The 15,412-nt window shown below is 64.9% G+C and carries 17 protein-coding genes; 16 read left to right on the top strand and 1 reads right to left on the bottom strand.

What is annotated here, in order from left to right:
* Positions 1-5 precede the first annotated feature (5 nt).
* From AC1DVR_RS16280 to AC1DVR_RS16305, 6 genes are all read left to right on the top strand, one after another.
* Positions 6-392: a ribulose bisphosphate carboxylase small subunit gene (locus tag AC1DVR_RS16280; protein ID WP_478001651.1), complete on the top strand. Its 387-nt coding sequence runs from the start codon at positions 6-8 to the stop codon at positions 390-392.
* A complete protein-coding gene (gene cbbX / locus AC1DVR_RS16285) occupies positions 389-1,294 on the top strand; it encodes a CbbX protein (RefSeq protein WP_478001652.1) in 906 nt (301 codons plus the stop codon). Before AC1DVR_RS16280 ends, cbbX begins: the two co-directional genes overlap by 4 nt.
* Positions 1,291-1,983, top strand: a complete 693-nt coding sequence (rpe, locus tag AC1DVR_RS16290) for a ribulose-phosphate 3-epimerase (protein WP_478001653.1) — start codon at positions 1,291-1,293, stop codon at positions 1,981-1,983. Before cbbX ends, rpe begins: the two co-directional genes overlap by 4 nt.
* The gene (locus tag AC1DVR_RS16295) at positions 1,976-2,668 is read left to right on the top strand and encodes an HAD-IA family hydrolase (protein WP_478001654.1); all 693 of its coding nucleotides are present in this window, start codon (positions 1,976-1,978) and stop codon (positions 2,666-2,668) included. The genes rpe and AC1DVR_RS16295 overlap by 8 nt, the downstream gene beginning before the upstream one ends.
* The gene (gph, locus tag AC1DVR_RS16300; protein WP_478001655.1) at positions 2,665-3,321 is read left to right on the top strand and encodes a phosphoglycolate phosphatase; all 657 of its coding nucleotides are present in this window, start codon (positions 2,665-2,667) and stop codon (positions 3,319-3,321) included. The genes AC1DVR_RS16295 and gph overlap by 4 nt, the downstream gene beginning before the upstream one ends.
* Before the next feature lie 100 nt (positions 3,322-3,421).
* Positions 3,422-4,324, top strand: coding sequence for a GntR family transcriptional regulator (locus AC1DVR_RS16305; RefSeq protein ID WP_478001656.1), 903 nt, complete (start codon positions 3,422-3,424; stop codon positions 4,322-4,324).
* Here AC1DVR_RS16305 and AC1DVR_RS16310 read toward each other — a convergent pair.
* Positions 4,309-5,217, bottom strand: coding sequence for a sugar kinase (locus AC1DVR_RS16310; RefSeq protein ID WP_478001657.1), 909 nt, complete (start codon positions 5,215-5,217; stop codon positions 4,309-4,311). The genes AC1DVR_RS16305 and AC1DVR_RS16310 overlap by 16 nt on opposite strands.
* A gap of 58 nt (positions 5,218-5,275) precedes the next feature.
* Between AC1DVR_RS16310 and AC1DVR_RS16315 the strand changes: the two genes are divergently transcribed.
* From AC1DVR_RS16315 to AC1DVR_RS16360, 10 genes are all read left to right on the top strand, one after another.
* Positions 5,276-6,361 (top strand): mannitol dehydrogenase family protein, encoded by a 1,086-nt coding sequence (locus tag AC1DVR_RS16315; RefSeq protein ID WP_478001658.1) that lies wholly within the window; start codon positions 5,276-5,278, stop codon positions 6,359-6,361.
* A 92-nt stretch (positions 6,362-6,453) separates the two neighbouring features.
* On the top strand, positions 6,454-7,467 hold the full coding sequence (locus AC1DVR_RS16320) for a zinc-binding alcohol dehydrogenase family protein (RefSeq protein WP_478001659.1): 1,014 nt from the start codon (positions 6,454-6,456) through the stop codon (positions 7,465-7,467).
* On the top strand, positions 7,464-8,984 hold the full coding sequence (locus AC1DVR_RS16325; RefSeq protein ID WP_478001660.1) for a sugar ABC transporter ATP-binding protein: 1,521 nt from the start codon (positions 7,464-7,466) through the stop codon (positions 8,982-8,984). The genes AC1DVR_RS16320 and AC1DVR_RS16325 overlap by 4 nt, the downstream gene beginning before the upstream one ends.
* The gene (locus AC1DVR_RS16330) at positions 8,981-9,976 is read left to right on the top strand and encodes an ABC transporter permease (RefSeq protein ID WP_478001661.1); all 996 of its coding nucleotides are present in this window, start codon (positions 8,981-8,983) and stop codon (positions 9,974-9,976) included. Before AC1DVR_RS16325 ends, AC1DVR_RS16330 begins: the two co-directional genes overlap by 4 nt.
* 87 nt (positions 9,977-10,063) lie before the next feature.
* Positions 10,064-11,011 (top strand): substrate-binding domain-containing protein, encoded by a 948-nt coding sequence (locus AC1DVR_RS16335; RefSeq protein ID WP_478001662.1) that lies wholly within the window; start codon positions 10,064-10,066, stop codon positions 11,009-11,011.
* Between the two features lie 66 nt (positions 11,012-11,077).
* Complete coding sequence (locus tag AC1DVR_RS16340) at positions 11,078-11,845, top strand: L-fucose dehydrogenase (RefSeq protein WP_478001663.1); 768 nt, start codon at positions 11,078-11,080, stop codon at positions 11,843-11,845.
* A gap of 3 nt (positions 11,846-11,848) precedes the next feature.
* Positions 11,849-13,357, top strand: a complete 1,509-nt coding sequence (locus tag AC1DVR_RS16345; RefSeq protein ID WP_478001664.1) for a UxaA family hydrolase — start codon at positions 11,849-11,851, stop codon at positions 13,355-13,357.
* 8 nt (positions 13,358-13,365) lie between these two features.
* Complete coding sequence (locus tag AC1DVR_RS16350; RefSeq protein ID WP_478001665.1) at positions 13,366-13,686, top strand: L-rhamnose mutarotase; 321 nt, start codon at positions 13,366-13,368, stop codon at positions 13,684-13,686.
* A 188-nt stretch (positions 13,687-13,874) separates the two neighbouring features.
* Positions 13,875-14,393 (top strand): VOC family protein, encoded by a 519-nt coding sequence (locus AC1DVR_RS16355; RefSeq protein ID WP_478001666.1) that lies wholly within the window; start codon positions 13,875-13,877, stop codon positions 14,391-14,393.
* Positions 14,394-14,401: 8 nt separating this feature from the next.
* Positions 14,402-15,406, top strand: a complete 1,005-nt coding sequence (locus AC1DVR_RS16360) for an MDR/zinc-dependent alcohol dehydrogenase-like family protein (protein ID WP_478001667.1) — start codon at positions 14,402-14,404, stop codon at positions 15,404-15,406.
* Positions 15,407-15,412 lie beyond the last annotated feature (6 nt).

Genomic DNA, 15,412 nt, shown 5'->3' on the forward strand with positions numbered 1-15,412 from the left:
CCAAGATGCGCATCACTCAGGGCTGCTTTTCGTTCCTGCCCGATCTGACCGACGACCAGATCGCCACCCAGGTGGAATATTGCCTGCGCAAGGGCAATGCCATCGGCATCGAGTACACCTATGACCCGCATCCCCGGAACATCTATTGGGAGATGTGGGGCAACCCGATGTTCGACCTGCGCGACGCCAAGGGCGTGATGATGGAACTGGCCGATTGCCGCAAGGCGCAGGGCGAGGCCTATATCCGCATCAACGCCTTTGACGCGACGCGGGCGGTGGAAACGGTGGTGATGAGCTTCATCGTCAACCGCCCGGCGGTCGAAAAACCGATCCGGATGACGCGGATCGAAGGTGATGGCCGCGCGATCCGCTACAGCCACGCCGCGACATGACAGCTGCGCAAACCGTGGACCTGCGCGCCGAATACGAAAGCTCCGGCGCGCAGGAGGTTCTGGAGGAGCTGGACCGCGACCTGATCGGCTTGCAGCCGGTCAAGGACCGCATCCGCGAGACGGCGGCGCTGCTGCTGGTCGAACGGGCGCGCAAATCCCTCGGGTTAGCGCATGAAACGCCGACCCTGCACATGAGCTTCACCGGCAATCCCGGCACCGGCAAGACCACCGTGGCCCTGAAGATGGCGGGGCTGCTGCACCGCTTGGGCTATGTGCGCAAGGGGCACCTCGTGTCGGTGACGCGGGATGACCTTGTCGGGCAATATATCGGCCATACCGCGCCCAAGACCAAGGAGGTGCTGAAGAAGGCGATGGGCGGCGTGTTGTTCATCGACGAGGCCTATTACCTTTACCGCCCCGATAACGAACGCGATTACGGGCAGGAGGCGATCGAGATCCTGTTGCAGATCATGGAGAACAACCGCGATGATCTGGTGGTGATCCTGGCGGGCTATGCCGACCGGATGGAGAACTTCTTCACCTCCAACCCCGGATTCCGCAGCCGCATCGCGCATCACATCGCCTTTCCGGATTACTCGGACACCGAGTTGCACCGCATCGCCGGGCATATCCTGGAGGCGCAGAACTATCGCCTGACCGAAGGGGCGCAACAGGCGTTGGGTGACTACATCGCCCTGCGCCGCGACCAGCCGCATTTCGCCAATGCCCGCTCGATGCGCAATGCGCTGGACCGGGCGCGGCTGCGGCAGGCCAACCGGCTGTTCTCGACCGGGGGGCTTCTGGATGCGGCGGCCCTGTCGACCATCGAGGAAAGCGATGTCAGGGCCAGCCGGGTCTTTGTCGGCGGGCTCGAATCCGAACGCAAGGGGAAGGCACCATGAACTTTGACCGCAGCATCAAGATTGCCCCGTCGATCCTGGCGGCGGATTTCGCCAATTTCGGCGCCGAATGCCGCGCCATCGAGGCGCAGGGCGCGGACTGGGTCCATGTCGATGTGATGGATGGGCATTTCGTGCCCAACCTCACCTTCGGCCCGGCGACCTGCGCTGCTCTTCGGCCCCATATCAAGGGGGTGATGGATGTGCACCTGATGATCGCCCCGGTCGATCCCTATATCGAGGCCTTCGCGCAGGCCGGGGCCGACATCATCTCCGCCCATCTGGAGGCGGGGCCCCATATCCACCGCACCCTGCAGGCCATCCGCGGCGCGGGCTGCAAGGCGGGGCTGGCACTCAACCCCGGCACGCCGGTCGAGGCGCTGGGCTATCTCCTGGACATGGTGGATCTGGTCTGCGTGATGACGGTCAACCCCGGCTTCGGCGGGCAGAAGTTCATCGCCTCGCAGGTGGCCAAGGTGGCAGAGCTGCGTGCGATGATCGGCGACCGGCCCGTGCATATCGAGATTGACGGTGGCGTCACGGTCGAAACGGCCCCCCTGGTCGCAGCGGCGGGCGCAGATGTGCTGGTGGCGGGTTCTGCCGTCTTCAAGGGCGGCTCGGTCTTTGATCCCACCCCCTATGGCGCAAACATCCGGGTGATCCGGGCAGCAGCGGAGGCGGCGCGTGATTGAAGCTTTGATCTTTGATGTCGATGGCACCCTGGCGGAAACCGAGGAACTCCACCGCCGCGCCTTCAACGAGACCTTTGCCGAAGCCGGGCTCGACTGGCACTGGGACCGGCGCGAATACCGCCAGTTGCTGAAGACGACCGGCGGCAAGGAGCGGATCGCCCGCTATTCAAGGGCGCGCGGCATGGACCCCGAAGTGCCGGCGGCGGCGCTTCATGCCGCCAAGACTGCGCGCTATGCCGCGCTGGTGGCCAAAGGCGCACTGACCCCGCGCCCCGGCGTCGCAGCCCTGATCGGCGAGGCGCGTGCCGCGGGCCTGCGGCTGGCGATTGCCACCACGACCAACCTGTCCAATGTCGAAACCCTCGCGCCGGTGCTGTTCGGCGCGCCGGCGGTTGAGATTTTCGAAGTGATCGTGGCCGGCGACATGGTGCCTGCCAAGAAACCCGCGCCTGATGTCTATCTGATGGCGCTGGACCGGCTCGGCCTGCCGCCACATCGCGCTCTTGCGCTGGAGGATTCGCGCAATGGCCTCCTCGCCGCCAAATCAGCCCGGCTCGCCTGCTGCATCACGCCGAGCGACTATACTGGCCATGAGGATTTCAGCGAGGCCGATCTGGTTATCCCCGACCTTGCGGGCTTGGGTGGGCTGGCGGGGCTGCTGGCCTTGCAAAGGCAGATGGCATGACGGCGATCCTGTTTGACCTTGACGGCACGTTGATCGACAGCGCGCCCGACATCCACGCCGCCGTGGCCCTGACCCTGGCGGAGGAGGGCGCAGCGCCGCTCAGCCTCGCCCAGGTGCGCAGTTTCATCGGCAACGGCGTGCCGGTCCTGATTGCGCGGGTGATGGCCGCGCGGGGCGAGCGCGCCAATCCGCCGCGGCAGGCCGATCTGGAAGCGCGGTTTCTGCGGCATTACGGGGCGGCGTCCTCTGCCCTGACGACGGTCTATCCCGGCGTTCCAGCGGCGCTTCTGGCCTTGCAGGGGCGCGGTCACCGGCTGGGCCTGTGCACCAACAAACCCGAGGCGGCGGTGCACGACATTCTGGCGGCCTTCGATCTGGCGCGATTCTTTTCCGTCATCATCGGCGGCGACAGCTTGGCCGAACGCAAGCCGCATCCCGCGCCCCTGCGGACGGCTTTGGCACGGCTTGGGGCGCAACATGGTCTTTTCGTGGGCGACAGCGAAGTGGATGCGGCGGCGGCGGCTGCTGCGGAAATGCCGCTTCTCCTCTTCACCGAAGGCTACCGGCGGGCGCCTTTGGCCCATCTGCCTCACCGCCTGGCCTTTTCGGACTATGCCGCCTTGCCGGGCCTCGTGGCCGATGTGTTGACATGACCGCGCGGATCGCCGGGCATCCCTTCTGCCGGCCACGCTTGCAATTTCCGGCCATAGCGGATGGAATGCGCGCGACCCAGGCAAAGGAATGCTGCGCAGCATGGCACGGACAGACGAGAGGTTCCGCGAGGCCTTCAACGCCTTGCTTGACATCTGTCAGGCCATGCAGCCGGGGGATCACCTTCCCGCCGAGCTTGCCCTGTCCGAGCGTCTGGACGTCAGCCGCACCGTGATCCGCGCGGCTTTGGAGCGGCTGGATGCCGAAAGGATCATCCTGTGGGACGGGCGGCAAAAGACCCTGATCCGGCGGCCGGGGCCGGAGGACCACCTCGCCCTGCAAAACGAACAGCCGAGCGCGCCGGAACTGGAGCGTCAGTTCCTCGACTGGATCCTGCGCTTTGACGTGGTGCCGGGCACCGCGCTCAACGTGGCCGAACTGGCGCGCCGTTTCCGGGTGACGCCGCATATGCTGCAGGAATTTCTCGCCTCGCTCAGCCGGTTCGGGCTGGTGCAAAGGCGCAGCAAGGGCGGCTGGGATCTTCTGGGCTTCACCCGCGAGTTTGCGGTGGAACTGTCGGAATTTCGCCTGATGTTGGAACTGAACGCCGTCAGCCATCTGGTGGCCCTGCCGCCCGATCACCCGGTCTGGCCCCGGCTGGACGATCTGGAAACCCGCCATCTGCGTCTGGCCGCCGAGATCGACCAGCGGTTCCACGACTTCTCGCTGCTGGACGAAGCCTTTCACGCCACAATCGGATCAGTGGTGAAAAATCGCTTCGCGGCAGAGTTTCAAAAGATCATCGCCTTGATTTTCCACTATCATTTCCAGTGGGACAAGACGAACGAACGCCTGCGCAACCAGGCCGCGATTGGCGAGCATCTGCGGATCATCGCGGCCCTGAAGGCGCGCGACAAGGCGGCGGCGCTGGCCGCGGCGGAGGATCACCTCAAGACCTCGAAACTGACGCTGCTGCAATCCTTGCGCGATCACGCCATGGGGTGAAAGCCGGTCATGTCCACGATGGCCCCCGGCTGGCCCACGACATGGGCGGCCAGGGCATGACCCTGCGCCATGCAGGCCGTGGCGTCGAGGCCCCGCGCATGGGCCGCAAGCCAACCGGCGTTGAAGCTGTCGCCCGCGGCGGTGGTGTCGACCACGCGGGCGGCGGGGCGCAGACCCTCGGGGCGGGGGGTTGCGGGGTCGATCGGCAAAGGTCCCTCCGCGCCGCATTTCAGCGCGCCCTCCCGGCAGCCCCAGCCGCGCAGGCGCGACAGGACGGCCGCCGCGTCCTTGTCCCCGAACAAAGCCATCTCGTCATCGACCGAGGGCAGGGCGATATCGGCCAGCGCCCAGGCCCGTGCCATGGTTTCGCGGGCGGTGGCGGCGTCCTCCCACAGACGCGGGCGGTAGTTGGAATCGAAGGCAAAACGCAGGCCCTTGGCGCGCAAGAGGGCGATCCGGTCCAGCACGGCGCTGCGGGCCTCGGGCGACAGGATGGCTAGCGAAATCCCTGACAGCAAAAGAACATCCGCCCCGGCGAGCGCCTCCAGATCCTGCGCATCCGAAAACAGCTGCCGCGCCGCGGACTGGTTGCGCCAATAGGCAAAAGAGCGCTCGCCCCGGGCATCGGTCTGCACCGAATAGATCCCCAGATTGCGCAAAGGGTCGCGGCGGATGGAGGAGGTCTCAATGCCCTCGGCTTCGGCCAGATCCAGAAAGCCTTGCGACAGCGGGTCCTGCCCGACTTGGGTCAGATAGGCCACCTGATGGGCCGGCTCCAACAGGCGGCGCAGATAGACCGCCGTGTTGAACGTGTCGCCTGCAAAGCCCACGGCAAAGCCCGCCTCGGCCTTGCGCAGTTCCGCCATCGCCTCGCCCGCACAGATGATCCGCATTCCCGCCCCCTTGACTTACGGTTTATTATGATAAAAAACTGACCACAGGAGGACCGCCATGTCAATCACGCCCATCCTGCAATTCGGCACCAGCCGGTTCCTGCAAGCTCACGCCGATCTATTCGTCTCCGAGGCGCTTGCAAAGGGTCAAGCCCTCGGCCCGATCACCGTGGTGCAGTCGAGCGGCGATGCCGGACGGGCGCATCGGGTGGCGGCTCTGGCGGCGCCGGAGGGGTTTCCCGTGCAGATTCAGGGGCTTGAGAACGGCAAGAAGGTCGAGACCTTGACCCGGGTCACCTCGATCCGCCGGGCTTTGAGCACGGCCACCGATTGGCCGGAGATCTGCCGGATCGCGGGGCAAGAGGCGCGGATCATCCTATCGAACACCTCTGAAAAGGGCTTTGTGCCGCAGCCCGCCGATGCTTCGCCGGTCTTTGATCAGGCGATGTCCTATCCGGCCAAGCTGACCCATCTGCTGGCCGCCCGCTTTGCTGCCGGCGGTGCGCCGGTGCAGGTGATGCCCACCGAACTGGTGGCCCGCAACGGCGAGGTGCTGCGGGCAAGGGTGCTGGAGTTGGCCGCTTCGCCAGCCCTGGCCGAATGGGTCGCGGGGCAGGTGACCTTTGTGAATTCGCTGGTTGACCGCATCGTCTCCTCGCCCATCGAGCCTGCCGGGGCGGTGGCCGAACCCTATGCGCTTTGGGCCATCGAGGATTGCCCCGGGCTGATCGCGCCCTGCACGCATCCTGCCGTGCAGATCGTCGCCTCGCTTGGCCCCATCGAGCGGCGCAAGCTTTACATCCTGAACCTCGGTCACACCTGGATGATCTCGCAATGGTTGGGCCGGGGCGGGGCGGATTACGTCCGCGAGCTTCTGGCCGATGCAGGCTGGCGCGCGGCGTTGGAGAGCCTTTACCGTGACGAGGTGCTGCCCGTCTTTGCCGCGGCGGGCGATGACACCGCGCCCGCCTATGTCGCGGCCACGCTCGACCGCTTCGCCAACCCTTACCTCGACCACCGCCTGTCCGACATCGCGCAGAACCATGCCGAGAAGCTGGAACGCCGGATTGGCGCTTTTCTGGCCTGGGCCAAGGACTTGGGCCTTGGCGGCCAACAACCGAGGTTGCAAGCCGCGCTGCTCTGAGATTGTTTTTTGATTGGAATAATTAAAAACAATTGCCGACGCGCCACTTGGTCTTTAATCATAAAAACCATATCCCGGGGAGGGGAGCGAGAATGCAAGACGCAGCCGAAACCATGCTGTGCGGCGTGAGTGTGGAGCCGGGCCGGTTTGAACTGGTCGCCCGCCCCTTGCCGCAAAGCGCGCCCGAAGGCTGGGTGCTGGTCGATCTGGCGGCGGCGGGCCTCTGCGGCACCGATTACCATATCCACGAGGGCAAGCACCCTTACCTGCAATACCCCCGCGTCATCGGTCACGAGCTTTCGGGCCATGTGACCGAGGCCGCCCATGGCTTTGCCAAGGACCAGCTTGTGGTGATCAACCCCTATATCGCCTGCGGCGAATGCCACGCCTGCAAGCGCGGCAAGCCGAATTGCTGCATGGCCATCGGCGTCTTGGGCGTGCACCGCGACGGCGGCATGTGCGCCCGGATCGCGGTGCCGGCGGGCAACCTCTACGATGCCGAGGGTCTGAACCCCCTGCAAGCCGCGATGGTGGAGTTTCTGGCCATCGGCGCCCATGCCGTGCGCCGCTCTGACATGACGGGGCAGGACCGGGTTCTGGTCACGGGCGCCGGGCCGATCGGTCTGGGTGCGGCGCTTTTCGCCCGGCTGACCGGGGCCGAGGTGCATCTGATGGACCTGTCGCCCGAGCGTCTGGCGGCGGCGGAACGTCTGGGCTTCACCCAGCTGCACCGCCCCGGCGATGCCCTTCCCACCGATGGCTTTGACGTCGTGATGGATGCCACCGGCAACCCCCGCGCGATGGAGGCAGGCTTTGCCCATGTCGCGCATGGCGGGACTTATGTTCTTGTTTCGGTTGTCAAAGACAATCTGACCTTCAATGACGCCGAGTTCCACAAGCGCGAGATGCGCCTGATCGGCAGCCGCAACGCCCTGGCCCAGGATTTCCGCACCGTGATGGACGCGCTGAAATCCGGCGCCGTCCCGGGCGAGGCGCTAATCTCGGCCGTGCTGCCCTTGGCCGACCTGCCGCGCCGGATTGGCGAACTGGCCGCCGACCGCGGCGGGATCATCAAGGCCATCGTGGCCCTGGGGGCGGCGGCATGAGCGACCTCATCCGTCTGGAAGAGATCGACAAGCGGTTTCCGGGCGTCCACGCCCTCAAACGGGTCAGCTTCGATCTGAAGGCGGGCGAGGTCCATGCCCTGATGGGCGAGAATGGCGCCGGCAAATCCACGCTGATGAAGATCATGTCGGGGGTCTATCAGCCCGATGGCGGCGTGATCCGGGTCAATGGAGAAGAGGTCAAGCTGCCAGGGCCCGCCTCGGCGCAAAGGCTCGGCATCGGGATGATCCATCAGGAACTGGCCCTGATGAACGACCTGACCGTGGCGCAGAACATCTTCATCGGGCGCGAGCCGCGCAAAAGCTTTGGCCGTCTGGACGAGGCCGCCCTGAACCGCGCCACAGCCGAGATTTTCACCGCGATGAAGGTCGATATCGACCCCCGCGCCGAAGTGCGCGAATTGTCGGTGGCCAAGCAGCAGATGGTCGAGATCGCCAAGGCGCTCTCCTTCCGCTCGCGCATCCTGATCATGGATGAACCCACCGCCGCCCTGAATGACCGCGAGGTGGGGGAGTTGTTCGCCATCATCGCAAGGCTGAAATCCGAAGGCGTGGGCATCGTCTACATCAGCCACAAGATGGACGAGATCAAGCGCATCGCCGACCGCGTGACGGTGATGCGCGACGGCACCTATGTCAGCACGGTGGGCGCTGCGGAAACGCCGATCAGCACGATCATCTCGATGATGGTCGGGCGCGATCTGGATGGGGCGACGGTGGATATCCCCGACCTCTCCGCCGCGCCAGTGGCCTTGGAGGTACGGGGGCTTTGCCGGGGCCGCGCGGTGCAGGATGTCAGCTTTGATGTCAAGGCTGGCGAAATCCTGGGCTTTGCCGGCTTGATGGGGGCAGGGCGCACCGAGGTTGCCCGCCTGATCTTTGGCGCCGACCGGCGCGAGGCCGGTGAGGTCATGGTGCATGGCAAGCCGGTCAGGATCACCACGCCCCTGGACGCGGTGGAGGCGGGGATTGGCTATTTGTCGGAGGACCGCAAGCACCTCGGCCTCGCCCTCGGCCTCGATGTGCGCGACAATATCGCCCTGCCCAACCTCAAGCGCTTTCGCAAGTTTTTCGGGATTGTCGATGATGGCGCGCTTGGCAAGACGGCGCGGGATTTCGTGGCCTCGCTCTCGATCCGCACGCCGTCTGAACGGCAGGAGGCGCGGCTTCTGTCGGGGGGCAATCAGCAGAAGATCGTGCTGGCCAAGTGGCTTCTGCGCGATTGCGACATCCTGATTTTCGATGAACCCACGCGCGGCATCGATGTGGGCGCGAAGGCCGAGATTTACCGCCTGCTGCAAAGCCTGGCCGAGGAGCGCAAGGCGATCATCGTCATTTCGTCGGAATTGCCCGAGGTGATGCGCTTGTCGCACCGGATTGCCGTGATGTGCGAGGGGCGGCTGACCGGGATCCTGCCGGGCGGGCCGGGCACCACGCAGGAAGAAATCATGCATCTGGCGACCCAACGCCCGGTGTCCAACGGGGGGAAAGCCGCATGACCGCAACAACCGCCACGCCGGGGGCGAAAAAGTCCCGCTCGGGGATGCAGCAAAAGCTTTTGGCCTTCGCCAGCCTGATTGTGCTGCTGGTCTTCTTCTCGCTGGCCTCGGACAAGTTTCTGGCAACCGGGAATGTCATCGGCATCCTGCAGGCGACCTCGGTCAACGGGGTGCTGGCGGTGGCGGCGACGCTGGTCATCATTACTGGCGGGATTGATCTTTCGGTCGGCACGCTGATGACCTTTTCCGCCGTGATCGCCGGGGTGGTGCTGACCTATTGGGGCCTGCCCTTGCCCTTCGGCATTCTTGCCGCGCTGGCCACCGGGGCGGCCTGCGGCTGCATCTCGGGCACGCTGATTGCCAAGATGCGGATTCCGCCCTTCATCGCCACCCTGGGCATGATGCTGATCCTGAAGGGCATGTCGCTGGTGATCTCTGGCACCAAGCCGATCTACTTCAACGACACGCCGTCATTCCCCGAGATTTCCACCGGCTCGCTGATCGGCGACCTGATCCCGGCGCTGCCGGTGCCGAACGGGGTCTTGATCCTCTTCGTGCTGGCGGTCGTAGCGGCCTATGTGCTGAACCGCACGGTTCTGGGGCGCTATACCTTTGCCCTGGGGTCGAACGAGGAAGCGGCACGGCTGTCGGGAGTCAATACCGATTTCTGGAAGATCACGGTCTACAGCCTGTCGGGCGCCATCTGCGGGCTGGCGGGGCTGATCATCGCCTCGCGCCTCAACTCCGCCCAACCGGCGCTGGGGCAGGGCTATGAGCTGGATGCGATTGCGGCTGTGGTGATCGGCGGCACCTCGCTGGCCGGGGGAAGGGGGTCGATCCTCGGCACCATCATCGGGGCGCTGATCATGTCGGTTCTGCTCAACGGCTTGCGCATCCTGTCGGTGGCGCAGGAATGGCAGACCGTCGTCACCGGCCTGATCATCATCGCCGCCGTCTATGCCGACATGATGCGCCGGGCGCAGAGCCGCTGAAGCCACAGATTTCAAAGGAAAGAGGGCGGTCCACGCCCCGGATACCTGCAACAAAAATCCGGCCTTCCGCCGGTCAAGGAGGAAAGAATGCTGACAAGACGCGCAATGCTCGGCTCGATCGGTGCGGCCAGCCTGATGGGCTCGGTCACCATCGCCTGGGGCGACGAAAAGATGTATATCCCGCTGATCTCGAAAGGGTTTCAGCACCAGTTCTGGCAGGCCGTGAAGGCCGGGGCCGACAAGGCCGCCGCGGAATTTGGCGTCGAAGTAACCTTCGAAGGCCCGGACAATGAGACGATGGTCGACAAGCAGATCGACATGCTGTCGGCGGCTTTGGCCAAGAAGCCGAAAGCCATCGGCTTTGCGGCCCTCGACACGCAAGCCGCAACCCCGCTGCTGAAACAGGCGCAAGAGGCTGGCATTCCGGTCGTGGCCTTCGACTCCGGCGTGGACAATGACATCCCGGTGACGACCGTGACCACCAACAACATCGCCGCTGCCGGTCTTGCGGCAGACAAGATGGCCGAACTGATCGGCGGCAAGGGCAAGGTGGCGCTTGTGGTCCATGACCAGACTTCGCGCACCGGCATCGACCGTCGCGATGGCTTCGTCAATCAGGTCAAGGCCAAGTACCCCGATATCGAGATCGTCGACATCCAGTATGGCGGCGGCGACCAGCTCGCCTCGACCGAGATTGCCAAGGCGATCCTGACCGCCAATCCGGACCTCAAGGGCTTCTTCGGGGCAAATGAAGGTTCGGCCATCGGGGTTGTCAATGCGATCAAGGAAACCAAGACCCAAGGCGTCGTCGTCATCGGCTACGACTCCGGCAAGGCGCAGAAACAGGCGGTCATGGATGGCATCATGGCCGGTGCGATCACCCAAAGCCCGGTCGGCATGGGCTACGAAACCGTCAAGGCCGCCATCGCGGCGGTCAAGGGCGAGACGCTGCCCAAGGTCATCGACTCGGGCTTTGCCTGGTGGGACAAATCCAACATGGACGCGCCGGAAATCGCAGCCGTGCTTTACGACTGATCCCGGGCGGTGCAGCAAAAGGTCGGCTCCCGCGAGGGGGCCGACATTCTCATGAAAGGGCGGAAAATGGATCTTGGGCTGACGGGCAAGCTTGTGGTGGTCACGGGCGGAGGCGCTGGCATCGGCGGTGCCATCACGCGCGATCTGGTGAAAGAGGGGGCCCGCGTCGTCGTCCTGGCCCGCCGCCTGCCGGAGGAGCCGTGGTTTGCCGCCTCGGGCGCCGATTTCGTCCAGGCCGAACTCTCGCAGGATGATCAGGTCCGCAAGGGGGTGGAGGAGATCCATGCCCGCCATGGCCGGGTCTATGGCCTCGTCAACAATGCCGGCGTCAATGACGGCATCGACCTTGCGGCGGGACCGGAGGCGTTTCGCGCCTCGCTCAACGTCAACCTGATCCATTATTACACGATGGTGCATCTTCTGGCTGATGATCTGCGGGCCGAGAAGGGGGCCATCGTCAACATCTCCTCCAAGACGGCGGTGACGGGGCAGGGCAATACCTCGGCCTATGTCGCAGCGAAGGCCGCGCAACTGGGGCTGACGCGGGAATGGGCGGCGGCGTTCCTCAAAGACGGCGTGCGGGTCAACGCGATCCTGCCGGCCGAGGTGATGACCCCGCTTTATGCGCGCTGGATCAACACCTTCAAGGACCCCGATGCCAAACTGGCCGAGATCACCCAGCGCATCCCCCTGGGTCAGCGCATGACCGAGGATCACGAGATTGCCGCCATGGCCGTCTTTGCCCTGTCGCAGCGCGCCCTGCATCTGACGGGTCAGTGGCTGTTCGTCGATGGTGGCTATGTCCATCTGGACCGCGCCCTGGCGGGAGTCTGACAGATGCGGCCCGACCATCTCATCCTGACCGAGGGCGACGACGTGGCGATTGCCCTGGCCGATCTGCCCACCGGGCATGTGCTGGCGGGCGTGACCCTCACGACGCCGGTGCCGCGCGGCCACAAGGTGGCGCTGCATGATCTGGCGCAAGGCGCACAGGTGCGCCGCTATGGCCAGATCATCGGTCAGGCCACCCGCGCCATCGCGGCGGGCGAGCATATCCATGTCCAGAACCTCGGCATGTCCGACCACAGCGCCGATTATGCCATCGGCCAAAGCCTGCGCGAGGTCACGCCCCCTGACGCAACCCGCACCTTCATGGGCTACCGTAGGGCCGATGGCAAAGCCGGCACGCGGAACTTTCTGGGGGTTCTCACCTCGGTCAACTGCTCGGGCTCGGTGGCGCGCTTCATTGCCGAGGCGGCGGAGCAGACCGACTGGTTCAAGGCGCTGAAGAATGTTGATGGCATCGTGCCGATCGCCCATGGCTCAGGCTGCGGCATGTCGGGCGACAACGAGGGCTATCTGACCCTGTTCCGCACCCTGCAAGGCTATGCCCGGAACCCCAATTTCGCCGGGATCCTGCTGGTGGGCCTCGGGTGCGAGGTGATGCAGATCCCCGCCCTGGTCGGCAAGGCGCGGCTGCGGGCCGATGGGCAATTCCAGCATATGACCATTCAGGAAAGCGGCGGCACCAAACGCACGGTCGAACGCGGGGTGGAGGCGCTGCGGGAATTGGCCGCCGTGGCCGACACCTGCGTGCGAGAGCCGATCCCCGCCAGCGAGTTGGTCGTGGGCATGCAATGCGGTGGTTCGGATGGCTATTCGGGCATCACGGCGAACCCCGCACTCGGGGTGGCTTCCGATCTTCTGGTGGCGCAGGGGGGGACGACGATCCTGTCGGAAACCTCCGAGATTTACGGCGCCGAACATCTGCTGACCCGCCGTGCGCGCTCGGCCGAGGTGGGGGAGAAGCTGATCGACCGCATCCGCTGGTGGGAGGATTACTGTGCGCGCAACAAGGGCGAGCTGAACAACAACCCCTCGCCCGGCAACAAGAAGGGTGGCCTGACCACGATCCTGGAAAAGTCACTGGGGGCGGTGGCCAAGGGCGGCACGGCGCCCTTGGAGGGGGTCTATCTTTACGCCGAACCGATTGACCGCAAAGGTTTTGTCTTCATGGACAGCCCCGGCTACGACCCCTGTTCGGTGACCGGGCAGGTAGCGTCCGGCGCCAATCTGATCGTCTTTACCACCGGGCGCGGCTCGGTCTCGGGCTACAAGCCCGTGCCCTGCATCAAGATCGCCACCAACACCGAGATGTACCAGCGCCTGCAGGATGATATGGATATCAACACCGGCGACATCCTCGATGGCGTGACGTTGGAGGAAAAGGGGCACGAGATTTTCGAGATGTTCCTCCGCGTCGCCTCGGGCGAGAAAAGCCGGTCCGAGGATCTGGGCTTTGGCGGGGCAGAGTTTGTTCCTTGGCAAATCGGGGCGGTGATGTGATGCAGCGCATGGCGATGATGATCGGGCTGCGGCCCGAGAGTATGGATGAATACAAGGCCTTGCATGCCGCCGTCTGGCCGCAGGTTCTGGCGCGGATCTCGGCCTCGAACATCCGCAATTACTCGATCTTCTTGCGCCAGCCGGAGAACGTGATGTTCGGCTACTGGGAATACCACGGCACCGATTTCGCCGCCGACAGCGCCGCCATCGCCGCCGATCCAGTGACGCAGGAGTGGTGGAAGCTTTGCGGCCCGATGCAGGTGCCGCTGAAAACCCGCGCTGAAGGTGAATGGTGGGCCGGAATGGAAGAGGTCTTCCACCTCGACTGAGCCGGTCAGGCCGGGCACGAAACTTCGGATCAGGACAGACACAACCGCCCGGGCCTCCCCGCGCGATGCCAATTCCTGTTGACAGGAATTGGTCCTCTGTCGCATGAGGATATAACCAACTAGTTACATACTTGTGCGGTGGGTAGGGCGACGCCCCCCAGCCGCTGGCCCATCGGGAGGAGGACAGCATGAAGGTCTACGGGATGCAGCATGTCGGGTTCACGGTGCCGGACATGGATCAGGCCGTCCGGTTCTTTGAGGACCTGTTCGGCGGCGTGACGGTGCTTTCGACCGGTCTCGTCGATGTGGACGACACCTATATGCAGCGCCGGCTTGGCGTTCCGGGCAATTGCCGGATCGAGGACATCAAGGTTCTGCGCGTCGGCAATGGCAGCAATCTGGAGCTTTTCAGCTATTCCGGGGACCCCAACCCGGCCGAGGCACTGAAGCGCAACAGCCAGCCGGGCGGCTTTCATCTGGCCTTTCAGGTCGACAACGCGGAGGAGGCGGCCACGCGGCTGCGCGCGGCCGGCGTCGATGTGCTGGACGGCCCGAATTATGTCGATGCAGGCCCGATGGCCGGCCTGACCTGGTGCTATTTGCGCGCGCCTTGGGGCCAGTATCTGGAAATTGTCAGCATGGACGGCCCCTTGGGCCATGAAAGGGACGGTGGCCTCGCGCAATGGTCCCCCGCCCTGAACGCCTAGGTCGCACCATGCCCCATGAAATCATCATCCCGGCGCGCCAGACCTTCCAGCTTGACCCCTGCCAGGATGCGCCCCTGCAGCCCGGCGAAATTCGCGGCCGAACCGAATTTACGCTGATCAGCCAGGGCACCGAACTCGGCTGGGCCAATGGCGACGCTTTCCCCATCCGCCCCGGTTATGCGGCGGTGTTCACGGTGGACGAGGTGGGCGAGGGGGTGACGGGCATCGAGCCCGGTGCGCGCCGCTTTGCGATGGGCCTGCACCGTTCCACACAGACTCATCAAGCCGCGTTCACCCTGCCGGTGCCCGAGGGTCTTTCTTCGGATGTCGCGGTGATCGCCCGTCTGATGGGGGTCTCGATGACGACCCTGATGACGACGAAAGCGCGCGCCGGGGATGCCGTTCTGGTCTGCGGTGCGGGACCGGTGGGCTTTCTTGCGGCGCATCAGTTTCAGCTGGCGGGCTACCGCGTGACCGTGGTCGACCCCGACCCTTTGCGCCGCAGCCAGATCCTTGCCAGCGGCATCAAAGACTGCCGGGCCGAGATGCCGCTGGAGGATGCCAGCCTCAAGGCCAAGGTCGCGCTTCTGATCGATTGCTCGGGCCACGAGGGGGCGGTTCTTGCCGGCTGCCAGATGTTGCGCCGGGGTGGCGAAGCGGTGCTGGTCGGCGTACCCTGGCGCAAGCTGACCGACCATTCGGCGCATGAGGTGATGCGGGCGGTCTTCTTCAATCTGATCACCCTGCGGTCAGGCTGGGAATGGGAGCTGCCGATCCTGGACCGCGATTTTGTCTGGGAGGAACTGCTGGAGGGTTACAACAACGCGCCCCACAGCGTCTTTGGCGGCTTCGCGCGGGCGCTCGACTGGCTGGCGGAAGGTCGGATCCCGGTGGAAGGCCTGATTCACCGCGCAAGCCCAAGCGATCCCGCGGCGCTCTATGCCGATATCGCGGCGCGGCGGATTGCCGAGCCCTTCATCGTGCTGGACTGGACGCTGCTCGGAAAGGAATGAGGATGA

The organism is Rhodobacter sp. P2_H5 (assembly GCF_056403335.1).